The 24,542-nt window shown below is 37.8% G+C and carries 22 protein-coding genes; 4 read left to right on the top strand and 18 right to left on the bottom strand.

Features of this window, described 5'->3' with window-relative positions; translation table 11 throughout:
• Positions 1-49: 49 nt before the first annotated feature.
• Positions 50-628, bottom strand: coding sequence for an RNA polymerase sigma factor RpoE (gene rpoE, locus B6A32_RS04260; protein ID WP_085301454.1), 579 nt, complete (start codon positions 626-628; stop codon positions 50-52).
• Between the two features lie 220 nt (positions 629-848).
• Here rpoE and nadB point away from each other — a divergent pair, with 220 nt between their 5' ends.
• Positions 849-2,447, top strand: a complete 1,599-nt coding sequence (nadB, locus tag B6A32_RS04255) for an L-aspartate oxidase (RefSeq protein WP_085301453.1) — start codon at positions 849-851, stop codon at positions 2,445-2,447.
• Between the two features lie 137 nt (positions 2,448-2,584).
• Here nadB and B6A32_RS04250 read toward each other — a convergent pair whose 3' ends face one another.
• The gene (locus B6A32_RS04250; RefSeq protein WP_085301452.1) at positions 2,585-2,839 is read right to left on the bottom strand and encodes a hypothetical protein; all 255 of its coding nucleotides are present in this window, start codon (positions 2,837-2,839) and stop codon (positions 2,585-2,587) included.
• 187 nt (positions 2,840-3,026) lie between these two features.
• Entirely contained in the window at positions 3,027-3,278 is a 252-nt protein-coding gene (locus B6A32_RS04245; protein ID WP_085301451.1) for an FAD assembly factor SdhE, read from the bottom strand.
• Between the two features lie 196 nt (positions 3,279-3,474).
• On the opposite strand from B6A32_RS04245, the gene ygfZ reads away from it, so the two are divergent.
• Both ygfZ and B6A32_RS04235 read left to right on the top strand, forming a co-directional pair.
• Positions 3,475-4,440 (top strand): tRNA-modifying protein YgfZ, encoded by a 966-nt coding sequence (gene ygfZ / locus B6A32_RS04240; RefSeq protein ID WP_233131314.1) that lies wholly within the window; start codon positions 3,475-3,477, stop codon positions 4,438-4,440.
• 8 nt (positions 4,441-4,448) lie between these two features.
• Positions 4,449-4,937, top strand: a complete 489-nt coding sequence (locus B6A32_RS04235; RefSeq protein WP_085301449.1) for an FKBP-type peptidyl-prolyl cis-trans isomerase — start codon at positions 4,449-4,451, stop codon at positions 4,935-4,937.
• Positions 4,938-5,151: 214 nt separating this feature from the next.
• Here the strand turns inward: B6A32_RS04235 and B6A32_RS04230 are convergent, their stop codons facing one another.
• From B6A32_RS04230 to guaB, 7 genes are all read right to left on the bottom strand, one after another.
• Positions 5,152-7,107 (bottom strand): RecQ family ATP-dependent DNA helicase, encoded by a 1,956-nt coding sequence (locus B6A32_RS04230; protein WP_085301448.1) that lies wholly within the window; start codon positions 7,105-7,107, stop codon positions 5,152-5,154.
• Between the two features lie 165 nt (positions 7,108-7,272).
• Positions 7,273-7,884 (bottom strand): DVUA0089 family protein, encoded by a 612-nt coding sequence (locus B6A32_RS04225; protein ID WP_085301447.1) that lies wholly within the window; start codon positions 7,882-7,884, stop codon positions 7,273-7,275.
• A gap of 385 nt (positions 7,885-8,269) precedes the next feature.
• Positions 8,270-8,620, bottom strand: a complete 351-nt coding sequence (locus B6A32_RS04220; protein ID WP_085301446.1) for a RidA family protein — start codon at positions 8,618-8,620, stop codon at positions 8,270-8,272.
• A 70-nt stretch (positions 8,621-8,690) separates the two neighbouring features.
• Positions 8,691-9,236, bottom strand: coding sequence for a hypothetical protein (locus B6A32_RS04215; RefSeq protein WP_233131313.1), 546 nt, complete (start codon positions 9,234-9,236; stop codon positions 8,691-8,693).
• Between the two features lie 12 nt (positions 9,237-9,248).
• Positions 9,249-9,824, bottom strand: coding sequence for a hypothetical protein (locus B6A32_RS04210; protein WP_085301444.1), 576 nt, complete (start codon positions 9,822-9,824; stop codon positions 9,249-9,251).
• 489 nt (positions 9,825-10,313) lie between these two features.
• Complete coding sequence (guaA, locus tag B6A32_RS04205) at positions 10,314-11,891, bottom strand: glutamine-hydrolyzing GMP synthase (protein ID WP_085301443.1); 1,578 nt, start codon at positions 11,889-11,891, stop codon at positions 10,314-10,316.
• A gap of 238 nt (positions 11,892-12,129) precedes the next feature.
• Entirely contained in the window at positions 12,130-13,602 is a 1,473-nt protein-coding gene (gene guaB / locus B6A32_RS04200; RefSeq protein ID WP_085301442.1) for an IMP dehydrogenase, read from the bottom strand.
• Between the two features lie 189 nt (positions 13,603-13,791).
• Here guaB and xseA point away from each other — a divergent pair, with 189 nt between their 5' ends.
• Positions 13,792-15,129, top strand: coding sequence for an exodeoxyribonuclease VII large subunit (gene xseA / locus B6A32_RS04195; RefSeq protein ID WP_085301552.1), 1,338 nt, complete (start codon positions 13,792-13,794; stop codon positions 15,127-15,129).
• On the opposite strand, the gene B6A32_RS04190 is transcribed toward xseA, so the two are convergent.
• The 8 genes from B6A32_RS04190 to pilW form a co-directional block, all read right to left on the bottom strand.
• Entirely contained in the window at positions 15,126-15,809 is a 684-nt protein-coding gene (locus B6A32_RS04190; protein WP_085301441.1) for a flagellar brake domain-containing protein, read from the bottom strand. The two genes, xseA and B6A32_RS04190, sit on opposite strands and share 4 nt — an antisense overlap.
• A gap of 182 nt (positions 15,810-15,991) precedes the next feature.
• Positions 15,992-17,467, bottom strand: a complete 1,476-nt coding sequence (gene der / locus B6A32_RS04185) for a ribosome biogenesis GTPase Der (RefSeq protein ID WP_085301440.1) — start codon at positions 17,465-17,467, stop codon at positions 15,992-15,994.
• A 144-nt stretch (positions 17,468-17,611) separates the two neighbouring features.
• Entirely contained in the window at positions 17,612-18,814 is a 1,203-nt protein-coding gene (bamB, locus tag B6A32_RS04180) for an outer membrane protein assembly factor BamB (protein WP_233131312.1), read from the bottom strand.
• 18 nt (positions 18,815-18,832) lie between these two features.
• Complete coding sequence (locus tag B6A32_RS04175) at positions 18,833-19,471, bottom strand: YfgM family protein (protein WP_085301438.1); 639 nt, start codon at positions 19,469-19,471, stop codon at positions 18,833-18,835.
• Positions 19,472-19,480: 9 nt separating this feature from the next.
• Complete coding sequence (gene hisS, locus B6A32_RS04170) at positions 19,481-20,755, bottom strand: histidine--tRNA ligase (protein ID WP_085301437.1); 1,275 nt, start codon at positions 20,753-20,755, stop codon at positions 19,481-19,483.
• Positions 20,756-20,909: 154 nt separating this feature from the next.
• Positions 20,910-22,028, bottom strand: a complete 1,119-nt coding sequence (gene ispG, locus B6A32_RS04165; RefSeq protein WP_085301436.1) for a flavodoxin-dependent (E)-4-hydroxy-3-methylbut-2-enyl-diphosphate synthase — start codon at positions 22,026-22,028, stop codon at positions 20,910-20,912.
• Between the two features lie 47 nt (positions 22,029-22,075).
• Entirely contained in the window at positions 22,076-23,134 is a 1,059-nt protein-coding gene (locus B6A32_RS04160; RefSeq protein WP_085301435.1) for a RodZ domain-containing protein, read from the bottom strand.
• A gap of 12 nt (positions 23,135-23,146) precedes the next feature.
• Positions 23,147-24,511, bottom strand: a complete 1,365-nt coding sequence (gene pilW, locus B6A32_RS04155) for a type IV pilus biogenesis/stability protein PilW (protein WP_085301434.1) — start codon at positions 24,509-24,511, stop codon at positions 23,147-23,149.
• Between the last annotated feature and the right edge of the window lie 31 nt (positions 24,512-24,542).

The following is a 24,542-nucleotide window of genomic DNA, read 5'->3' as shown; positions in this document are numbered from 1 at the left end:
ATTCATCACTCAAAAAAATAATTGAGTAATACTCTTTGTACTTGCTTTGCTATTCTTGCAATAACGGCCTAATTTTTTTATCTACTGCATCACGCGCTCTAAATATTCTTGAGCGCACAGTACCAACAGGACAATCCATAATCGTTGCAATTTCTTCATAACTTAAGCCTTCCAACTCTCTTAAGTTAATTGCTGTACGTAAATCTTCTGGCAATTGCTCAATGGTTTTAAATACAACCTGCTTAATTTCAGCTGTTAGTAATAATTTCTCAGGTGAGGCATTTTCTCGTAAAGCTTCGCCTGAATCATAAATTTCTGCATCTTCAACATCAATATCTGAGCCGGGAGGTTTACGTCCTCCTGCGACTAAATGATTCTTTGCACAATTAACCGCTATTCGATAAAGCCAAGTATAAAAGGCACTGTCGCCTCTAAAATTAGGTAAGGCGCGATAAGCTTTAATAAATGCTTCTTGTACTATATCAGGTACATCACTATGGTTTTTAACATAGCGTGAAACCAAATTTGCTACTTTATGTTGGTACTTAGTTACCAGCAGGTTAAATGCGTTTTTATCACCACGTTGCACCCGCTCAACCAACTTTTGGTCAACGTTCTGTTCGCTCATTTGAGCCGTATCTCCTACTCACCATTATTTAACTTATCTACAACTGGTTTACATCTGGCTCATGGCAAACGCTACAAGTAGGACTAGCCTTGTGTTAAAAAGTTCGATAAATATTGAAAAAAATTAATTTTTATTTATAAAAATAGTTTAGTGCTGTTCTGTAACTGCAATAAAAGCTAATATTGAGCTATCAATTATTGTACCTCAATTTCAAAAATATATGAATCAACAACACAATTGTGACGTTTTAATTATTGGCAGTGGCGCCGCAGGACTATCATTAGCTCTTCATTTAGCAAAAAATGCTGATGTTATCATACTGAGTAAAGGACAAATAAATGATGGTTCAACCTTTTATGCTCAAGGAGGCGTTGCCGCAGTATTCGATGAAAATGACAGTGTGGCTTCTCATGTTACTGACACTTTAATTGCCGGTGCAGGTTTATGTGATGAAACCGCAGTACAATATACTGCTGAAAATGCGAAAAAGTGCTTAGAATGGTTAATTGATAAAGGTGTAAACTTTGATCAAGACGAACCTGGTGAGAATGGAGATGTTCATTATCATTTAACCCGCGAGGGTGGTCATAGCCACCGACGAATTTTGCACTCTGCTGATGCAACGGGTCAAGCAATTCAAACTACGCTGGTTTCTCAAGTAAAAAATCATAGCAGAATACGTATATTTGAACGTTACAATGCCATTGACTTGGTTTATCAAGATAATGAATCGATTGCAAAACGTGAATGTATAGGCGCCTATGTATGGAATCGTAATGACGAACATGTAGAGCGTGTTTTTGCCAGAAAAACAATTTTAGCTACTGGTGGCGCAAGTAAAGTTTATCAATACACATCTAATCCAGATGTGGCCAGTGGTGACGGTATTGCGATGGCTTGGCGTGCCGGTTGTCGTGTTGCCAACATGGAGTTTAACCAATTTCATCCTACCTGCTTATTTCACCCCAAAGCAGGTACCTTTTTGTTAACAGAAGCATTACGCGGTGAAGGTGCAGTGCTTCTTCGCCCTGATGGCACTAGGTTTATGCCTAGTTTTGATGAACGAGCAGAGTTAGCACCAAGAGATATCGTAGCGCGTGCAATCGATTTTGAAATGAAACGCTTAGGCGCTGACTGTATGTATTTAGATATAAGCCACCAGTCAAGTGACTTCATAAAGCAACATTTTCCAACCATTTATGAAAGAACATTAGCATTAGGTATTGATATTACCAAGCAGCCTATGCCTGTTGTACCTGCAGCGCATTACACTTGTGGCGGTGTCATGATAAACCAACAAGGTAAAACAGACATTGAAAATTTATATGCCATAGGTGAAGTTGCTTACACCGGTTTACATGGGGCAAATCGCTTGGCAAGTAACTCATTATTAGAATGTCTTGTTTTTGCTCGTGCAGCCGCCATTGATATTGAAGAAAACATTAATTTAAATAAACCTAACATTGAGTTACCGCCATGGGATGAAAGTCGCGTAACTAACTCAGATGAAGAAGTAGTGATTCAACATAATTGGCACGAGTTACGATTATTTATGTGGGATTTTGTTGGCATCGTAAGAACAACCAAACGTTTAGAACGCGCCTTGCATCGCGTTGAATTATTACAAAGTGAAATTGAAGAGTATTATTGTAACTTCAGAGTAAGTAACAATTTATTAGAGTTGCGTAACTTAGTACAGGTAGCTGAGTTAATTATACGCTCTGCATTAGAAAGAAAAGAAAGCAGAGGCTTACACTACACGCTTGATTACCCTGATTTACAGGCAGAAGCTAAGGTAACGATTCTAAAACCTGAGTAATTAGTTGATTAGCTTTAGCTGAGTTTATTCAAGTGTGTTTTCAGACTTAATGTCATAGCTACTGTTTCATCGCTACTGTTTCATCGCTACTGTTTCATCGCTACTGTTTCATCGCTACTGTTTCATCGCTACTGTTTTTAGCCATACTTCTTCACCCTTAATATGGTACGAGCAATACGTGCCTGATCTTGTCTTGATATGCTGTCTTTAAAAACAAAATGTTTTTTCAAGGCAGCATCACTTTTTGTAAATACTAGCCAATACCCCCATAAATTAATCTGAGATTTTGCTGATATTTGCAGAGTTTCTTGGCTATTAAATTGGCACTCACCGGTATCTGTTAAAAAAAAGTTGCCTAATATTGAATGATCAATTGAAGTATTGTGACTCAAGCTTGGTTGGTTTGAAAGCAGTAGAGAAATCTGGCGATGAAAATAATTAAGAAAAATTAAACAGCTAACGCATAAAAGACTTAACCAAAGATAAAAGCCGAATAGCACTGTTATCGTAAGATAGATAAAAACCGTATAAAATAACCAATTAAAAATCGCCCTGTGCTTAGAGGGCGATACTTCAATATTATACTTTAACGCGCTGTAATATAATTTGGACCATGGCGTTGAGTTCTTTGTCTTCACAAATTTCGTGTCCCATAAACCAAGCAAACAACTCAGGATCTTGGCAAACTAATAAACGTTCGAAAATAGCTTTGTTTTCAGCTGAGAGATCATCGTAGGCTTCTTCAACAAATGGCATAAATAGTACATCTAACTCTAGCATGCCGCGTCGACAAGCCCATCGTAATCGAGGTTTATTATCTGTTAATGTCATACATAACTCTACTTAGGAAATATTTTTATATATTCTAACAAATCCGCAGTAAAAATAGCCACGAATTGATCATTAAATTCATCCTATGTCTTATCAAAATAGCAGAAAAATAACACCTGTGGTTGTAATTTGAATAAATGTCCTCACTTTACTTGTTAACAGACTTTTTCAGCCTTATTGCCGGATGAACATCATCATGAATAATAACTTACCAAGTTATAACGAATTACCTGAAGTATTTGCGATTAATCTCAATAGTATTGGAGCCATAACATTAACGGGTGAAGAGCAAATAAAATACTTACAGGGCCAAGTAACTTGTGATGTTGCTAATTTAGAGCAAGAGAAGTTGCTAACTGGTGCTCATTGCAATGCTAAAGGTAAAGTCTTTTCTGCATTTCGATTACTTGAGCGCGAGGGTAAATTTTTTCTTATTCAACCTAAATCATCGATTCAACAGTCGTTAGCTGAATTAAAAAAATTTGGTGTTTTCGCTAAAGTTGAAATAGCTGAAGATACTGAACAAGCTTACTTAGCAATTGCCGGGCAACAAGCCCCCGCAAAAATGGCCGCTTTATTTCAGCAAGTACCTGATGCACAAACCCCTGTTATTCATCAAGATAATACAACGTTAGTTTATATCGCTGGCAATATGAATCGCTACCTTATTATTGATAATGCGGCGAAACTATCAACTTTTACAGCAACACTAGATTGTACTGTTTATAATGATGCTGTTTGGAGCCTACTTGAAATTAGTGAAGGCTTCCCACAACTGGCTCAACAAACCATTGCTGAATATGTGCCGCAAATGCTTAACTTACAGGCGATTAACGGTATTAGTTTCACAAAAGGCTGTTACTTAGGTCAAGAAACCGTTGCCCGTATGCAATATCTAGGTAAAAATAAGCGGGCACTTTTTGCGTTATCAGGTGAAGCAACTCAAGCCAATGTAGGTGATATTATAGAGAAGAAGTTGGGTGAGAACTGGCGTAAAGCTGGTGATGTATTAGCCGCTTATCAAGCAAGTAATAATCAAACTTATATTCAAGGTGTGTTAGCTAACGATGTTGACGAAAATACCGAATTAAGAATTAAACAACAGAGCTCAAATTTAGCCATACTCCCTTTACCATATAAAACAAACACAGACATAGCATAGGACTCAATATGAAAATTACCGACAATAAAGTGGTTGTACTACATTACGCCGTTTCTGATAGCGAAGACACCTTAATTGATAGTTCATACGATCACAGCCCATTAGCGGTAATTCAAGGTTCACATTATCTTATCCCTGGTTTAGAAGAAGCATTAGTTGATCACCAAGCAGGCGATAAGTTTGAAGTTGAAGTTAGCGCAGACAATGCCTATGGTCAACGTGAAGACGGTTTTGTACAAACGGTACCAAAAGAAATGTTTGGTGGTATTGAAGATCTAGATGTGGGTAGCCAACTACGTGCAACGACCGATGATGGCGAACAAACGGTGATAGTAATTGACGTGCAAGACGATGAAATTACTGTTGACGGTAACCACCCGTTAGCTGGCATTGATTTAAAGTTTGATGTTGAAATTTTAGAAGTTCGAGATGCCACTGAAGAAGAGTTAGCTCATGGTCATGTCCATGCAGAAGGCGGTTGTGGCCATAGCCATTAATTAGTTTACGCTACACTTGAAGATCAAGGCACCTATTATACCAATTGATTTAATGAATCGATCAATTTTAAACGAGGATAAATTTTCAGTAGCAAGGCGCTTGATTGAGCAATAGCAGGCTATTGGGATTGAAAGCAACGTAGGTACTGGATATTTAAACCGCTTTAGAATGATCGATTGTTTATATCAATTGGTATTAGGTGCCTTTTTTGTTTTAAGGCAATAACTTAAAAACTTCTTTTTTTATCTCTGCATAGCGCATGGTTTGACAAATACCGAAATAACTTAATTTCCTGACTTTCGCACGCGTAAATAGCGGTATCGACATGCCTGATAAAAATCGACATATTGTTTCTATAGATACTTGCTGAGGTTGCTCATGAACAGTGGTTTTTAATGTAGAAAAATGCTGTTGTAATTGCTTAATGGCAAGTTCAATTGTTTCTGAACTTACGGCTTGAACAGTGTTTGAATAACCTAGTTTTGCTATCTGCCCGCGACAAACCGAACAATGGCCACAGTTTTTAGGCGCTTGCTGATCATCAAAGTAATGACAAAGCGCTTGCGTTAAGCACTGCTCACTTTGAAAAAATGACACTAACTTATCAATACGTTTAATTTCTGATTGCTCTTTTTCATGAAAATAATTAAACAACCTATTCGCTAAAGTATTATCATTTAATACAGTTGTATCAACACTATAGACTTCAGTGGCCTTTTTCGTTTCCAATACAATATGCTGTTGATCTGCTAAATACTCTAATGCTGCAACAATTCGTTTTCTAGGCGCTTGATAACGGCTGAACATTACATCGAAATCTGGCTCTCCCCAGATTTTTTTCATTTTAGCAGCACTAAAAACTTGCGTTAAAAAAGTATTTCGTTCGGTATTAAAGGCGCGAATTATATTTTCTTTAGGCGTGATGAATTTAAACTTAAAGTCAGCAAAATAACTAAACTTAGCACTAATGACACCAAGTAACTCTAATTGCACCAACAAGGTTTTTAGTGCTAATTGCTTAATGTTACTAGCATTTGACAGACTGAGTACTTGTAACTCCCATTGCCCATTATGCATTTCATTGCGAATATTGTTTAGCACATACTCAATACTGCTTTTTTCGGGGGTATCGGCATAAACAAAATTTTCTACGGTATGTATTCCATCAAGATTAGCCAATGTATAGCAAGCTGAGTTGTTGCTATCTCGACCTGCTCTGCCAATTTCTTGGCTATAGTTTTCAATCGACTTGGGTAAATCGTAATGTATAACAAAACGAATATTAGATTTATCTATCCCCATTCCAAAAGCAATAGTCGCTACAATTACCGGGGTATTACCTTGCATAAAATCTTGCTGAATCTGCTTACGTACATCATCTTGAAATCCGGCATGATAAGCCTTCGCAACTATGCCTTGTTGTTGCAGAAAATCAGCTACTTTTTCAGCACTTTGCTGCAAGGTAACATAAATAATACCGCAGCCTTGGTGATGTTGAATTAAATCAACTAGGGTTTTATTTTTAACTACTTCTGCAACAGGTAAAACCGATAAGTCTAAGTTACTACGATAAAAACCAGTTTGTATTATATGCTCAGGCTTAATGGCAAACTTAGCAGCCATATCCTGTTTTACTTGTTTCGTGGCTGTTGCGGTAAGTAAAAGCACTAACGGAATATTAAGCTCTTGACGATAACGTGGCAGTTTTAAGTAATCAGGGCGAAAGTTATGCCCCCACTCCGAAATACAATGTGCTTCGTCGACTACTAGCATTGAAATAGCAATTGACTCAATAAACTGACGAAAACGTTCATTTTTAAAGCGCTCAACCGAGACCATTAGAATTTTAATTTTCCCCGAACGTACATCACGATTAACTTGCTGGCTTTCTTCGAACGATAGAGTGGAATCAATACTAGCGGCGGCAATTCCTTTGCTGTGTAAAAAAGCTAACTGGTCTTTCATCAAGGCCAATAAAGGTGATACAACTAAGGTTAAATGCGGTAAATTTATTGCCGCTAATTGATAACAAAGCGACTTACCTGCGCCGGTAGGAAAAATAGCAAGTGATGACTCGCCATTAAGCAACTGCCGAACAGTTTGTTCTTGACCTATTCGAAAACTATCAAAGCCGAAGTGTGTTTTTAACGATTGCTGAAGGGGCAACATATCTAGCCTAATTATTTATTCTTTATACTAGTGTACCGAATAAATTTTATAACAGCATATATTACAATTAATTATTTTATGAATACGAACTTTAGATAACAGATATAAAAAAGCCTTACTCATAAGTAAGGCTTATTACTGATAAAATTTATTATAAGTAAAAATTTACTTTTTAAATTTACGACGGCCAACAATACCAAACAAAGCCATACCTAATAAGGCAAGAGATGCAGGCTCAGGTACACTAGTAGTTTGTGTTACATTGAAGCCAAGGCCTCTAACATTTGCTAAATCTTCGCCTGAAATATCAAATGCGTAATTAGACGTACGGCCATCAAAGTCTACTTGGCCGGCGTTACTCCATTCACCTTGAAATAAGTCACCTGACTCATAATCACTATCATACTGTGTTAATACAGCAATGTACGAGCCTATATTTAAACTACGTTCAATTAAAGAATCATAAGCAATACCGTTTGACGCTGATCTCACGCCTGAACCATCATCATCACTTTCAATTAATGAACCCGCTGAATTAAATAAGAATAATTGAGGATCAAAACCACCATCTTCAATCGTTGTACCAAATAAGTTTACGCCACCAGCATAACCCAAAGTAATTAACTCAACATCGGTGTTATCTACGGTTACATCAAATGTAATGTAATAGCGCGCATCGTTATCATCAAAATTACCCGTAAAAGACTGTGTTATCAAACCAGCGTTAGCAGCGGTTGATAGTCCAAATGCAAGAGCAATAGCGAAAAGTTTTTTCATTGTTATTCCTTTAATAAATATATAAAAAATGTGTACAAAACAACAAAGAGCAAAAAATAAGCCAACATAAAATTAAACTTAAAATACAACAAGTTACATTACCATACAAAAACTAACTGATCCGACTTGTAAAATAACCTGACAATTTTATCTATATAATGCAATGACTTACAATAATTATGACGATCAAAAAACAACCACAATGCGCTCAAATAACAAACGATAAAAAATGAGCAGCATAAAACGCACTATTTAAAAATAAATAAATGAACACTCGATAATCTAAACCAGCAATCGAAAAATTTTAAAACAAAAAGAAAATTAAACTGCTTAATTGTACGTTATTATTTAAAGTAGCCATCGCATTAATAAATTAAGGACGGCGCTATATTTCAGCGGCAACGACACTTATTTCGACTAGCAGTACATCTCTCGCCATTGCAGCTTCAACACAAGCTCGTGCTGGTGCATGCCCATCTGGAACCCATGCATCCCATACCGCATTCATTGCCGAAAAGTCAGCCATAGTTTTTAAATAAATAGTTGCTGAAAGCATATGTTGCTTTGAACTGCCAGCTTGCGCCAATAAGGTTTCAACCTTGTCTAACATCGTTTGTGTTTGCTCGGTTATATCTTTAGTTGCATCTGCACATACTTGACCACATAAATAAACCGTACCATTGTGCTTAACAATACGGCTCATGCGAGGTTTAGTTTCTAATCTTTCAATAGTCATTTAATTTTCATTCACATATAAAAAAGCCCTGTTAGATGTTAACAGGGCTTATGATTTTTCACACTAATAATTAACGTTGGGTTGCTTTCATAAAGTCAGGATCGGTAAATAAAGCACCACAAAGCTTTTGCACCAATACTGGATAGCTTAATTGGCCATTTGGAATAGCAATATTCCCAATAAATGATGAATCAAATTCGTGGGTTACCGAGATTGATTTTGTAAAGATAACGCTATCCTTATTTGAGACAACAAACTCTACGGTCATGTTACCTTCACCTACTGAGAAACCAGAAACATCAATATCATTTTCAATGAGTTTTCCATTAATAACGATTGAAGAAACACCAGAATAAAGCTTAGCTGCAGTCAACTCACTCTCTAGTGCTAGCTCTAAATAATCTCCAAAAGATTTATTATTCGGGGAAACTAAACTAGAACCACGAAGAGAAATAGAATTTACTTTTTTGCTATCTTCTATATTTCCAACAGCGACTTCTTGCATAGCACTTCGCTTTAAATGTTGTAAATTATCCATTGAATTTTTATATGGCGGTGACACCATAGTACAAGCAGATAGTAACAACACCAACAAAACGGCTAAATATTTCATCATGATCCCTCAGTATTATTCTGTAATATTGTTAAGCTCTTCAACAAGCAAGTTAATGGCTTGTTCTGAAGCGCGGCGTGCTGATAAGGAAAAGTCACTCTTAAACTCATCAAACTCTGCATGACCAGCAGACTCAATGGTTTTCTCCCAAACTAAGTCACCACTAGCAGAGATAGCTTTACATGTTAATTTGATTGAAAAGTCAGTGGCAGGCCAAGTCATAATACTATCGGAGCTTGAATCAGTTTCTATTTCTGGTACAAAAATTAATGAAATACCTTTCTCTTTAATAAAGCTACTTTCATCTAGTGACTTTACAGAGTAAACATCTTTGTATTTATTTGATAGAGCAGTATAAAAAGCGCTTTCTAAGTCGCTATATGGCAGATAAGAAATTTTATCGCCACCGCCGCCTGGTGTTGTTACTTTTTTCTTTTTGTTTTCTTCTGAAATGAAATAACCAACTATTTTATCACTTTTATTTTCTACTTGTTTAATATTTGCCATGTCGGGGTTAATTTCAATTTGATGCGCACAACCAGTAATTAGTAACGCAAGTAATACTACAATGCTTTGAATGTATGTTTTCACTGTGAATCCCTTTCAATTTATTATTTTTAATTGTTATAGTTTTGTTAACAAAGTTAACGAGCACAATGTACATATTTTTCTGCGTATTATCAATAATTAACTCTAATCGTTAATGAAAACAGCTAAGACCCAATAAGTAATATAATGTCGTGACTAATATTGAATATCGCCCATAAAAAAACCTGCTGATTACAGCAGGTTTTAAGTTTATAAACTTCATTACTTAGCAGCAATGCCACTTGAAAATAACACGTAAGCCTACTCACACTATCTTCACGCTTAAGCGCAGGTAGAACATTCAAGTTCAAGGCGGTAGCACGGAGCCTAGGTTACTAGGTGAGTACTTCCAATCGACAAATCGATTGTTACCGTAATTCACGCTTAAGCGCAGGTAGAACATTCAAGTTCAAGGCGGTAGCACGGAGCCTAGGTTACTAGGTGAGTACTTCCAACGCCGAAATTGGATGTTCTAACAAGCTTAAGGTAGGGTTACTCCCATTCAATTGTTGCGGGCGGCTTCCCTGATATATCGTAAACAACGCGAGAAATACCATCAATTTCGTTAATAATACGGTTAGACACTAAGCCTAAGAAATCGTAAGGTAAATGTGACCAGCGTGCAGTCATAAAGTCGATAGTTTCTACACAGCGTAGGCTTACAACCCAGTCATATTTTCTTGCATCGCCCATAACACCGACTGAACGTACAGGTAAAAATACCGTGAAGGCTTGGCTAACTTTTTTATATAAGTCATGTTTGTGCAATTCTTCAATGAAAATATGGTCGGCACGGCGAAGTAAGTCTGCGTATTCTTTTTTCACTTCACCTAAAATACGAACACCTAAACCTGGCCCTGGGAAAGGATGACGATAAAGCATGTCATAAGGTAATCCAAGCTCTAAACCAATTTTACGCACTTCATCTTTAAACAATTCGCGTAGGGGCTCTACTAAGCCTAACTCCATATCTTCAGGTAAACCGCCAACATTATGGTGCGATTTAATCACATGGGCTTTGCCAGTTGCAGACGCAGCTGATTCAATAACATCTGGGTAAATAGTACCTTGGGCTAACCATTTAGCATTCTTAAGTTTACCGGCTTCTTCGTCAAAAATTTCAACAAAAACATTACCAATAATTTTACGCTTTTTCTCAGGATCGTTCTCATCAGCTAGTCGGTCTAAGAAACGATTCTCGGCGTTAACGTGAATAATATTTAAACCGAAATGGTCACCAAACATATCCATTACTTGCTGGCCTTCGTTTAAACGGAGCAAACCGTTATCAACAAAAACACAGGTCAACTTATCGCCAATTGCGCGATGCAAAAGCATAGCAACAACAGATGAGTCAACACCACCAGACAAACCAAGAACAACTTCGTCATCACCGATTTGTGTTTTCATTTTCTCGATTGCATCTTCAATAATTGATGCTGGTGTCCACAACTTTTCACACTGACAAATATCAACAACAAAATGCTCAAGAATTCTTAAGCCTTGCTTAGTATGAGTAACTTCAGGATGAAATTGTACACCGTAGAATTGCTTGTCTTCATTTGCCATTGCCGCGTATTTACAACTTGGCGTTTGGGCAACAGTAACAAAACCTTCAGGAATAGCTGACACTTTATCGCCATGGCTCATCCACACATCTAATAATGCATTGCCGTTTTGACTGACATTATCTTCAATAGCATTAAAGAGTGCTGATTTTGCGATAACTTCTACCGCTGCATAGCCGAATTCTTTATGTTCAGAACCTTCTACACCGCCACCTAATTGTTCAGCCATGGTTTGCATGCCGTAACAAATACCCAATACTGGCACACCCGCATTAAATACATATTCAGGTGCACGAGGAGAGTTTTGTTCGGTAACTGACTCAGGTCCGCCCGCTAAAATTATGCCAGTAGGATTAAAACCTTCAATTTGTTCTTGAGTAACATCCCAAGCCCATAATTCACAATAAACACCAATTTCTCGAACACGACGAGCGATTAGTTGAGTGTATTGCGAACCAAAATCTAATATCAGTATGCGGTGATCATGAATGTCTTTACTCATGTTGTTTTCCTACTTTTATTTAACTATAAAATGAACAGGCTGAGCTTGCTCAAAATGAGATAGCGCTCAGCCTATTTGAATTTCTTTAGATGAGTAAAAAATCATCTTCAGTTTTATTTTTCTAACAACAAAACGTTGAGAGTATTTAAGTTCAAGTTCAGATCAAAGTACCTGTTCAACATTCGTCAATAGGTGCTCACCGAATACAAACTTAATTTAAATAACTCTACCGCTCTTACTAGCCCATGCGATAATTTGGCGCTTCTTTAGTGATAGCAACATCATGAACATGAGACTCACCCATACCGGCAGAAGTAATTTTCATAAACTCAGGTTTAGTACGCATGATTTCAATGGTAGCAGAACCCGTTAAGCCCATTGATGAACGTAAGCCACCCATTTGTTGGTGGATAATAGCGGCAACTGGACCTTTATAAGCAACACGTCCTTCGATGCCTTCTGGTACTAATTTATCGGCTTCGCCATCAGACTTTTGGAAGTAGCGATCACTTGAGCCTTCTTTCTGACTCATGGCGCCTAAAGATCCCATGCCACGGTAAGATTTGTAGTAACGGCCTTGGTATAACTCTACTTCGCCGGGTGCTTCTTCAGTACCAGCAAGCATGCTACCAACCATCACACAATGCGCACCAGCAACTAATGCTTTAGCAATATCGCCTGAAAAACGAATACCACCATCGGCAATAACCGGAATTCCGGTCCCTTTTAATGCTTCAACAGCATTAGAGATAGCGGTTAATTGTGGAACACCTACACCGGTAACAATTCGAGTAGTACAAATAGAACCTGGGCCTATACCTACTTTAACAGCATCAACACCAACATCGGCTAAAGCCTTAGCACCTGCAGCTGTAGCCACGTTACCGGCAATAATTTGTAAATCTGGGTATTTAGCGCGAGTTTCAGCTACGCGATCAAGAACACCTTGTGAGTGGCCATGTGATGTATCAATTAATAAAACATCAACACCTGCAGCAACAAGTGCATCAATACGTTCATCTGTGCCAGCGCCAACACCAACAGCAGCACCAACGCGTAAGCGACCTAACTCATCTTTACAAGCATTAGGTTTACTTTCAGCTTTTTGATAATCTTTAACGGTGATCATACCTTTAAGCGTAAAAGCGTCGTCTACCATTAGTATTTTTTCAATGCGATGTTCGTGCATTAAACAAAGTATTTCTTCTCGTGATGCACCTTCTTGTACTGTGACAAGTTTGTCTTTCTTGGTCATCAATGCCGATACTGGCTTAGTTAAATCAGTTTCAAAGCGTAAATCGCGCCCTGTAATTATGCCAACAAGCTTATTTTTTTCGTCAACAACCGGGAAGCCTGAAAAACCAAGTTCATCAGCTAGGCGCATGGTGCCTTCAATTGTTGCTGTTGGGTTAACCGTAACAGGATCTGAAACAATGCCGCTTTCATATTTCTTAACTTTAGAAACATTTTTAGCTTGTTCAGCAATGGTCATATTTTTGTGAATAAAACCTACACCACCTTCTTGAGCTAAGGTAATAGCTAAACGTGCTTCGGTCACTGTGTCCATCGACGCAGAGATCATTGGAACATTTAAGTTGATCTTTCGAGTTAATTTAGTTTTTAAATCGGCAGTATGGGGCAGTACCTTAGAATGAGCAGGTACCAGTAAAACATCGTCAAACGTTAACGCTTCTTGGGCAATTCTTAGCATCGCAACATCTCTCTAAAATGAGTGGTTAGGGAGGAAATATTGCGGCAGAATTTTAACCGCTTTCACGACTAAGGTAAACTTATAATTGCGATAAAACGAAAATAAACTGCCGATTATGGGTTAAACAAATATATAATGGTCGGCAATAACATTTTGTTACCTCTTAATCATATAGAAAGTAAAATATTTATGGCTCAACAGCATATTCTACAAGTTAGTGAACTCACCAAAAAAGTACGTTTTATTCTAGAGAGTGAGTTAAATACTGTTTGGTTATGTGGCGAAATATCTAATTTTATTGCCGCAAGCTCTGGACATTGGTATTTATCTTTAAAAGATCAAAAATCGCAAGTTCGCTGCGCTATGTTTAAAGGTAATAATCGTAGGGTTAGCATTCAGCCACAAAATGGCCAACAAGTTCTAGTGCGAGCTAAAGTATCCTTGTATGAGCCGCGTGGCGATTTTCAACTGATTATTGAGCAAATGGAGTCTGCCGGAGAAGGCTTACTACGACAACAGTATCAATTATTAAAAGACCAGTTGCATAAAGAAGGTTTATTTGAGCTTTATCATAAGCAAGCTATACCTAAATTAATTGAAACAGTCGGCATCATTACTTCGCCGACGGGTGCGGCAGTAAAAGATATTATGAACGTATTAAAGCGAAGAAACCCGCTCTTAAAAGTTATTGTTTATCCGGTGTTAGTTCAAGGTGAACAAGCTAAATATGATATTACCCATGCAATAACGTTAGCAAACCAACGCAATGAAGTAGATGCATTATTAATAGCTCGAGGTGGAGGTTCTTTGGAAGATTTGTGGGCTTTTAATGAGGAAATTGTAGCACGAGCAATCTTCCAATCGGCATTACCAATAATTAGCGGAGTAGGTCATGAGATAGATACAACGTTATCTGATTATGTAGCAGACTTAAGGGCCCCTACGCCGTCTGCTGCTGCAGAGCTTGTTTCTGCTGATACAGAAGAGCGTATCAAAAACCTTCTTTCTCTTTCTAAGCGCGCGCACATAGCTATTGGCCAACAACTAAAACGCTCAAGCCATTTGTTGGGGAGTTTAAATCATAGGTTGAGCCAAGTTCATCCTGAACAACAGTTACGAAATAAACAACAAAAATCAGACGATCTCACGCTTCGTTTACAAGGGCTTATTTCGAGGAAGTTAAATCAAGTTAAACATCAGCCAACATACCTTGAGCAGCGTCTTATTAATGCTAGCCCGGCTAATAAAGTAAAACAAAAACTTCAGTATGCAGCGCAATTAAATACACAATTGATCAGAGCCCAACAACGGCTATTAATGGCTAAACGTGAAGTTTTTTCTCATCAATGCGAACAGCTTCATATTGTTAGCCCATTAGCGACTATTGCTCGTGGCTATAGTATAACTCGAACTGAGCAAGGGAAAATGGTTAAAAGTATTAAAGATTTAGAAATTGAAACCAGTATTAAAGTGGAAGTTTCTGATGGTGTAATCGATGCTAAAGTTTTAGCAGTAAAAGCCAATTAGCTCGATGAAATTACCGCTTCATGTAATAATTTAGTCACTTCGCTTTTACTTGAATCGTTAAACTTAACCCCGAGCAATACACCAGCGGTTTGTATTCTACTATTACAAATTTCAGCCGCTAACTTGAGGTTCTTTAAACCTTGGAAATCTTCAATAATGATTTCTATCGGCTTATCCTCAGTTAATGTTAGCTTTTCACCATTTGTGATCATGAGTTTACAGCCAGAAACAGAAATATCAGAAATTACTGAGCCCCAATATTCCTCTTTAATTTTAGTTTTAGCTTTAATATAGGTTTCAATGCGCATTGAACCACGAAGATTCTGTAAGCTTACTTCCCTTGGAAATTCAAGTACTAAAATACGAGAAGGAATTTGAATAGCCATTTTAATATTAGAAATGAATGCTACTACCGCTCCTTCGTGTCCCTCAATTAAACCACGAACAGTTACGCCCATTCCGGGAGCAATGTATTTCGCGAAGGTGCCCATTTTTGAGCTATCAGGATATTGCACTAAAACATAATGCTTTTGTAAATAACCAATAAACGTTGAACGAAACTTACCTCGTTGCCCTGCAGGGGTCGACATATCTAGTGTTACAACAGAACCAGGGTGTAACAATGCTAAATTTTTATTTAACCGTTCTACTGTTTCAATCTTTGCAGAGGGATCAGACATAAGTTTCCAAAAGTTTAATCTTAATAGAACAAAATTATTCTGTTAAATAAGTTGCTTAGGGTATTTAACATTAGCGGAATACATTAACTAAGGCAATATCAATCGTATTAAAAACAAGCAAAAAATACGGATAAAAAAACTGACATTGAGTTGTCAGTTTTTTTATCACTTAAGCGAAATACTTAGTCTTTTTTATAACCTTGAGTTGCTCGGGCAAGTTTCTTTTGCTCGGTATAATTTAGTTTTTTCTTACCCGCAAATGGATTAGAGGTTTCTCTAAATTCAATTCTAATTGGTGTTCCCATTATTTTTAATGACTTACGGTAATAGTTCATTAAATAACGTTTATAAGATAACGGTAGGTTTTTCGCTAAGTTGCCATGAATCACAATAATAGGTGGGTTGTAACCACCGGCATGGGCATATTTTAGTTTTATGCGACGACCTTGGTGCATAGGAGGTTGGTGGTCAAACACCGCCATATCTAAAATTTTAGTTACCATAGAAGTAGAAATACGTTTAGTTGCTGAAATAAACGCTTCTTCAACTGACTCATATAAATGTCCTACACCTGTGCCGTGTAGCGCTGAAATAAAGTGAATTCGAGCAAAATCAATAAAGCCTAGGCGACGATCTAATTCAGATTTAATTCGCTCTTTAACGTGGTCATCTAAACCATCCCATTTATTCACTGCTAATACCAATGAACGCCCTGCTTCTAAGATAAATCCAAGTAAACTTAAATCTTGATCACTAATGCCTTCTTGAGCATCAATAATCAACAAACAAACATTAGCATCTTCAATCGCGCGCAACGTTTTAATAACCGAGAATTTTTCTACGATGTCAGTAACATTTTTACGACGACGAATACCTGCCGTATCAATTAAAGTATAAGGACGACCATTGTGCTCCATTGGAATATAAACGCTATCACGCGTTGTACCCGGCATATCAAATACTACGACTCTGTCTTCACCTAAAATACGATTAGTTAAAGTCGACTTACCTACGTTAGGTTTACCAATGATCGCTAGTTTTATAGTGTCAGTTTCTTCTGGCGCTTCTTCAATATTCTTTTTATCGAGAGCTTCAGAGTCTAAGTGTTCTTCGAAATCACCGTCAAATTCGTCATTTTCTTGTGCTTTGGGTTTACCTAACTCTTCAATGTGGGGTGTTAAGGCTAACGTTAATAGTTGCGTAACACCACGGCCATGAGCCGCAGCAATTTGATGTACTGCATCGCCTAAACCAAGTGAGTAGAAGTCAGCAACCGCAGAGTCAGCATCGATACCGTCGACTTTATTAGCAACCAAAAATACTTTTTTATCTTGTTTACGTAAATGGCTAGCTATACCTTGATCTGCAGATGTTAAACCTGCTCTTGCATCAACCATAAATAATACGGCATCGGCTTCATCAATAGCAATTAAAGACTGTTCAGCCATTAAAGCATCAATACCCTTCTCATCACCTTCAATACCACCGGTATCAATAACAATAAATGGATGCTCTTCAACTTCCGCTTTTCCGTATTGGCGGTCACGCGTTAAACCAGGGTAGTCGGCAACTAAAGCATCTCTGCTGCGTGTTAATCTGTTAAATAGTGTTGATTTACCGACATTAGGTCGCCCAACGAGTGCTACTACAGGAAGCATGTTCACCTCAAATTTCTTTTACGCTAATATGATGTTAGCGTTATTAATAAACAACGGCTCCAGCACATTTTGCACTGGAGCCGTTTATAATTTTAGTCTAAATATTTAGTTAGTCAGAATTTTTTAACTGACTCATTAAATTATTTATTTTGGAATAGTAATCGCTTCTAAATCACCATTACGTGCTTGGCTATACAAAACGTTATTTTCAACTGTTGGTGTTGCATGAATTCCGCTGCTATCCACATGATGGCGAGAGACTATTTCGCCGGTATCTTGATCTAACCAATGTAAATAACCTTCAAAATCACCAACAACAACATAGTTACCTTGAGGAACCGGTCCGGTTAGGCCACGGTTAGTGAAAGATAACTGGCTCCAAAGCTCTAAGCCATTATTACGGTCAATTGCGTATACATGACCTTTAACATCAGTTAAAAATAAACTGTTACCGCTGATCGACACTTCACGATAAGATGAATATTGACGCTGCCATAATACACGACCTGAACGTAGTTCAACGGCACTTAAATTGCCTCTTGAAGATACGCTATAAATGTTATCACCGTAAATTAATGGCGTTGAGTCAACATCAATAACACGTTCTAATTCGGTTGAGCCTGCAGCTTCACCAATATCTACCGTCCAACCTTGGCGGCCTTGTTCAAGTAAATAAACAGATAATGAACCGTCGGCAGAGCCAACAATAACACCACCGCCAGCAATAACAGGAGCACTAATACCACGTAATGTTAATGGTGGTACATCTTGCTCTATTTGCCAATCGTCTTGACCGTTTGAGGCATTGAATGCTTTCATAACACCCGAGGCGGTATTTACAACTAGCTTACCTGAGTCTAGTGCTGGTGCAGCTATAACTTCACCTTTAACTTTACCTTTCCAAGCAAGTTCGCCATTTTCAATATCCAGTGCGAAAACTTCACCATTTTCACTACCAAAAAAAGCTTTGTTAATACCGGCAACAACACCGCCACTAATTAAAGCAGGTTCTTTGTCGTCAAAAAAGCCGCGCTTATTTTCTATGTCGCTTAAATCAGCATGCCAAACTTGATCACCGCTTTGTTCGTCAAATGCGTAAGCTTCACCTTCGCGACTTACACTAACCACTTTGCCGTAAGCAACTACCGGTTGAATACGAGAGAAGTAATCTCCCACACCATTGCCAACGCTTGCATCCCATTTTACATCAGGTTCAAACAATGCTTTTATTTCAGTTAATTCTGCAACCTTTAGATCTTCGTCTTCATCATCAGTTGATGAACACGCAGAAATTCCTAGTGCTAAAAAACAAATAACAAGGAGTTTTCTATTAAAGCGTTTACTCATAAACATGCTTATCGCTCTCTATTTGTTTAAGTTAATAACTTGCGCTAGATTATCTAGTTTCATCTGTAAAGCTGGGTTGCTGCTATCATCTGCGCTGTCGATGGCCGCTTGATAAGCAGTACGTGCTAATTCAGACTTACCTTGTTTAAAGTAAATATCACCTTTAATTTCTTCAACACTCGTATCGAACGAAGCAGGTAATTTAGGAGCTAATGTTTTCAACGCTAGTTCAAATTTTTCTAACTGTAACTGCACACGCGCTAAACGCACTGTGGCTATTGCTTTAATACCGTCATCAACTGATTTTTCAATCGCTGTGCTTAGATATGTTTCAGCTTTTTCCCAGTTTTGGTTTTCAGCAGCTTCTTTAGCTAAGGCAATTGCCGTTAGCATGGTATAGCTAGAGCTTTCATTTTCAGCAATAAAAGCATTACCAGCTACTTCAAAATTAGCACCTTCTTCAGTCGAAGCTTCCATCATTGCTTGATAAGCTTCTGAAGTATTAAGTTCTTGTTGTAATTTATAATCGTTATAGTAATTAAGACCTATAAATCCTGAAAAACCAATAACTAAACCAGCAATAATTGCGTTTCCGTTGTTACTCCAAAACGTTTTGATTGCTTCTACTTGTTGTTCTTCTGTTTGATGTATATCCAAAACTAACCCTTAAAGTAAATTTGTTAAAAGGCTTGCTACTTGCTCAAGTGGCAAACTTTGTTGTTCTTGTTGTCCGCGCAAATATTTTACGGTTACCATTTTTTGAGCTACTTCATCTTCACCAAGAATCAATGCTATTTGGGCACCTGATTTATCTGCACGCTTCATTTGTTTCTTCATATTGCCACCACCACAGTGACATTGTAATCTTATTTCTGGTACTTGATCGCGCCATTGCTCAGCTAAGCCATTACCCGCTATTTCAGCTTCATCGCCCAGCATAATAACGTAAGCATCCACTTGGGCTCTAACATTATTCGCTTTTTCTAAACTGGTTAACATTAGGACTAAACGTTCAATACCCAATGCAAAACCAAAACCAGGTGTTGATTTTCCACCTAATTGTTCTACTAAACCGTCATAGCGACCACCGGCACAAATAGTACCTTGTGCACCTAAGCTAGATGTAACCCATTCAAAAACAGTGCGATTATAATAATCTAAACCACGAACTAAGCGATCATTAATTACATACTTTACGCCAGCAGCGTCTAAACGCTGACAAACTGAAGCAAAGTGTGCACTAGATTCTTCGCCAAAGTAATCGGCTAATTTAGGCGCGCCCGCTAATGCTGCTTGTACATCTGGGTTCTTACTGTCTAGCACACGTAATGGATTAGTGTGCATTCTACGCTTGCTGTCTTCATCTAAAAGATCTTCTTTTTCAGATAAAAATTCTACAAGTGCATCTCGGTATTTACCACGCTCTTCGTTCGAGCCTAAAGAGTTTAACTCTAGTGTGACAAATTCATTGATACCAAGTTCCCGCCAAAGTCGCGACGTTAACATAATAATTTCAGCGTCAATATCTGGTGTTGCTATACCAAAGGCTTCTAGGCCAAATTGATGAAATTGACGGTAACGCCCTTTTTGTGGACGCTCATGGCGAAACATTGGTCCCATATACCATAAGCGTTGCTCTTGGTTATATAGTAACCCATGTTGATTAGCTGCTCGCACACAACTTGCCGTACCTTCTGGTCGCAAGGTTAAACTGTCACCATTGCGATCATCAAAGGTATACATTTCTTTTTCAACAATATCGGTAACTTCACCTATAGAGCGCTTGAATAAGGCCGTAGACTCTACAATAGGCATACGTATTTCTGCAAAACCGTAATTACTGGCAACTCGGCGTAATACTGTTTCTACCATTTGCCAAATACCTGTTTCTGCTGGCAAACAGTCGTTCATACCTCTAATGGCTTGTAATGCTTTACTCACGTATTATTTTCTCGCTCATTTGTATTTGTTCATTTTTAATTCATTCGCTGATACAAAATATACTTTTGTTGAGCGCCATTATTTATCGCGCATAGTATAGGCAGTTTGCTATCAAACGTAAATAACAGCCGCTAGCGTAATGAATTAAGCTTAATTAATCTAGCTCTTGTATTGCTATTTGATTACTCGCATCAAGCATCTTAGCTTTTGCGCGAATTCGTTGTTCGAGCTGATCAACAAGATTAGTATTATCGAAACGCTCTTTTTGTCTTATGCCATCAAGGTAATAACCACTTTTTTTGCTACTGCCGGTTAAACCTAAGTCAGACACTAATGCCTCACCTGGGCCATTAACAATACAACCGATAATAGAAACATCCATAGGTGTCATAATATCTTCAACACGCTGCTCTAAAGCATTTACGGTAGAAATAACATCGAACTCTTGGCGAGAACAACTTGGACAAGCGATAAAATTAATACCACGACTACGCAGTTTTAAAGACTTTAAAATATCAAAACCCACTTTGATTTCTTCGATAGGATCTGCCGCTAATGAAACGCGTAAGGTATCGCCAATACCTTCAGCAAGCAATAAACCTAACCCTACTGATGACTTAACAGAGCCTGATCGCAAGCCACCTGCCTCGGTAATACCAAGGTGCAATGGATTATCAATTTGTTTAGCTAATAAACGATATGCGCCCACGGCAAGAAAAACATCTGAAGCCTTTACACTGACTTTAAACTCATGAAAATTTAAACAGTCAAGAATATCAACATGACGCATGGCTGATTCTAATAACGCTTCTGGTGTTGGTTCTGTGTATCTTTCTTGAATATCTTTTTCTAACGAGCCGCCATTAACACCAATGCGAATAGGGATATTATTATCACGAGCACATTCTACAACAGAGCGAACCCTATCTTCTCGACCTATATTACCCGGATTTATACGCAAACAATCAACGCCATACTCAGCTACTTTCAAGGCAATACGATAATCAAAATGAATATCGGCAACTAAGGGGATATTTGTTTGTAACTTTATCTCACGAAAAGCTTCAGCAGCATCCATCGTTGGAACACTCACACGAACAATGTCGGCACCTACAGCTTCAAGAGCATTAATTTGTGCAACGGTTGCAGCTACGTCTGTGGTAAGTGTGTTGGTCATTGACTGCACCGAAATAGGTGCGCCACCACCAACTGGCACATTGCCAACCATAATTTGACGTGATTTTCGACGGATAATAGGAGATTCTTTAAACATAATAAAATTTCAGTATTGTGATATTAATTAAACAAAAAATGACCGAATTAAGGCGTCATAGGTAATGAAAATTTAGCGATATTTCCAGCGTTAAAACCCGTCATATCAACCGCAAGGTCATTGTAATCTATTGCCACTAACTCAGGTTTACCTAAAGTAATAGAGAAAGGCGCTTGACCCGAAATTTTCATAACATAGCCAGACTTTTTCACACCCCAAGCAATTCTTTCACCGGTAGCATCATATATATTAACCCAACAGTCACCTGAAAATGTAAAAACCACATTAGCGATTAATGACGTTTCGCTTTCATCAGTAATGCTTTCAACATTAGTACTTTCAACATTGTTACTTCCAACATTAGAACTTTCAACAGTTTCGCTAGGTATAACAGAGCTTACACCGTTATCTAATTGCTCAGTAGCAATATCAACAGTTTCGGCATTAGTAGCATTCTCTATTGACGTATTTAATGCATCATTAACATCGAAGGCTTCACCTTCATTGGCTGCATTACTTTCGGTTATACCGGAATCGTCAAGGTTATTTGTATGAGTTAAACTGCTATTGGTTGTTGGGATAGTATTGTTCGTTTCGTTATTAGTTGACGATTTTGCAACTTGATTAGCCTTCTCAGCTTCAATAGGCTCAGGTTGCTCTGAAGGCGTTTGAAGCCACCAGACCACAGTTGCCGTAAGGAATATTGCCAAAATAAGATAAGTGATCCACATTAACAATTTATGCTCAGCTTGCTTTTCTGTTCCCTTAGAAAAACTTTGCATACCCGCACACTGGCTTTGTACTTCAGCTAACTGATCATAACTATTTAGTACGACAGTTTCTGAAATATTAACCAATTTAGCGTAACTTTTCAGATAACCACGATTGAAAGCTTCAGGTAAGCTACGGTCAAAAATGTCCACTTCTATATTTTGCACTAAGCGTAATCTAAAATTAAGCTTATCAGCAACTTGCTGCTCAGTTAAACCACCAGTTTCTCGTGCTTCTTTCAGTATTGCTCCAGGACCAACAACTAAGTTGATTTCTTCGGTAGCGACTACTGCTTCATTTTGTTCATTTTTCAATGTAGTTAACTCTTGCTTCATCAAGCGTTTCTCTTAGCGTTTAGCCGCTGATTTTGGGTCTGCGAGATAAATAACATCACCAATTTTTAACAGATATGGGCGACCTAACTTATTCCAACGCTCTAAACTTTTCATTACAATATTGTATTGCTTAGAAATAGCAAACAAACTATCACCTTTGGCCACTACATGAATGGGTAATGACACCACCGGCGCTCTATTTTCTTCATCTTTAACTTCAGTTACCGGTGCTGTATCTGTTTTTATATTTGATACATTTTCAGGCTTGTTAACCGTTAACTTGCGTGTTTTTTTATCTAACTTCTTCTTTGCTTCTTTATCATTAACAAATGTTTTTTGAACAGCCGTTTTAGAAGCATTTTTTTGCTCGTTAGCCCTAGCGTTCTCTGTTTTTACATTGGCCTCTTGTTGAGACGTTGGCATAACAGAGTTTTCCATCACAGGCTTTAAACCATAATGAGCCAAACTTGCGTCCGAAACTTTTTTATTTGTTTTTGGAGATAATACAACAACTCGCTTTTTACTTTTTTTGCTGCTTTCATCTAACAGTGACGCTCGGTATACCTCTGCTAGTTTGTCTGCATCAATCTGATAAAGTTCATTTAATATATATTGCTTTGCTTCAAATGAGTTTGGAAACATTTTAACTAACATGCTGCCATAGTTAGATGAAATACGTTTATTACCTTGCTTTTGAAAGATTTTAAACGCTAAGGCTAAAGCATCAGCACTAAATCGACGAGTCGATTTCTCATAACGATGAAGGTAAGTTTGCGCTAACTTATAGTCACTTTTAGCGTATTGTAAACGCATCATTTGTAACAAAGAGCTTGCTCTATTTGGGCTATGAGCTATAGCTTTTTCAAGGTAAGTTTGTGCTTTATCAAATTGCTCAGCTTTTAATTGGCAAAAAGCTAAGTTTTCATAACTTTGCGCGACTAAAATATAGCTAGGAATCGCTATCGCTTTTAACATTTGTTTTTCGGCGGCTGCGTATTTTTCATTACGACATAGAAAAACACCATAGTTATTAAGTGTATCAGCGTCTTGGTTATTAATACTCAACGCATACTCATAAGCTTTGGTTGCCAATTCAGGCTCGCCAACAGTATCGTAATAATGTGCAAAAGCGGTGTAAACTTGCACTAAATTAGGCGAAAAACGTTTCGCCTTTTCTAAATTAAGTTTAGCTTGTTGAGTGTTACCCATTTTTAAGTAGCCTAAACCAAGTGATATGCGGGTCATGGCTATTTCGTTGTTACTGGTTTCGTTTTCAATTAATGGCGTGTCTTTATCATTGCCATAATTTTGCGTCACACAAGCGGTAAGTGTGCTTGTTGATAGTAACGCGATAAACACCGGTAATAGTTTTTTCATAATAAAAATGAGGTCACTTAGTAAAAGTTAA

Source organism: Colwellia polaris (genome assembly GCF_002104515.1).
GTDB classification, from domain to species: Bacteria; Pseudomonadota; Gammaproteobacteria; order Enterobacterales; family Alteromonadaceae; genus Cognaticolwellia; species Cognaticolwellia polaris.
This window is presented reverse-complemented; position numbering and strand designations above follow the sequence as displayed.

Coding starts and splice junctions, on each gene's coding strand:
- rpoE (WP_085301454.1), bottom strand. CDS start 628: ATGAGCGAACAGAACGTTGACCAAAAGTTGGTTGAGCGGGTGCAACGT.
- nadB (WP_085301453.1), top strand. CDS start 849: ATGAATCAACAACACAATTGTGACGTTTTAATTATTGGCAGTGGCGCC.
- B6A32_RS04245 (WP_085301451.1), bottom strand. CDS start 3,278: ATGACATTAACAGATAATAAACCTCGATTACGATGGGCTTGTCGACGC.
- ygfZ (WP_233131314.1), top strand. CDS start 3,475: ATGAATAATAACTTACCAAGTTATAACGAATTACCTGAAGTATTTGCG.
- B6A32_RS04235 (WP_085301449.1), top strand. CDS start 4,449: ATGAAAATTACCGACAATAAAGTGGTTGTACTACATTACGCCGTTTCT.
- B6A32_RS04230 (WP_085301448.1), bottom strand. CDS start 7,107: ATGTTGCCCCTTCAGCAATCGTTAAAAACACACTTCGGCTTTGATAGT.
- B6A32_RS04225 (WP_085301447.1), bottom strand. CDS start 7,884: ATGAAAAAACTTTTCGCTATTGCTCTTGCATTTGGACTATCAACCGCT.
- B6A32_RS04220 (WP_085301446.1), bottom strand. CDS start 8,620: ATGACTATTGAAAGATTAGAAACTAAACCTCGCATGAGCCGTATTGTT.
- B6A32_RS04215 (WP_233131313.1), bottom strand. CDS start 9,236: ATGATGAAATATTTAGCCGTTTTGTTGGTGTTGTTACTATCTGCTTGT.
- guaA (WP_085301443.1), bottom strand. CDS start 11,891: ATGAGTAAAGACATTCATGATCACCGCATACTGATATTAGATTTTGGT.
- guaB (WP_085301442.1), bottom strand. CDS start 13,602: ATGCTAAGAATTGCCCAAGAAGCGTTAACGTTTGACGATGTTTTACTG.
- xseA (WP_085301552.1), top strand. CDS start 13,792: ATGGCTCAACAGCATATTCTACAAGTTAGTGAACTCACCAAAAAAGTA.
- B6A32_RS04190 (WP_085301441.1), bottom strand. CDS start 15,809: ATGTCTGATCCCTCTGCAAAGATTGAAACAGTAGAACGGTTAAATAAA.
- der (WP_085301440.1), bottom strand. CDS start 17,467: ATGCTTCCTGTAGTAGCACTCGTTGGGCGACCTAATGTCGGTAAATCA.
- bamB (WP_233131312.1), bottom strand. CDS start 18,814: ATGAGTAAACGCTTTAATAGAAAACTCCTTGTTATTTGTTTTTTAGCA.
- ispG (WP_085301436.1), bottom strand. CDS start 22,028: ATGTTTAAAGAATCTCCTATTATCCGTCGAAAATCACGTCAAATTATG.
- B6A32_RS04160 (WP_085301435.1), bottom strand. CDS start 23,134: ATGAAGCAAGAGTTAACTACATTGAAAAATGAACAAAATGAAGCAGTA.
- pilW (WP_085301434.1), bottom strand. CDS start 24,511: ATGAAAAAACTATTACCGGTGTTTATCGCGTTACTATCAACAAGCACA.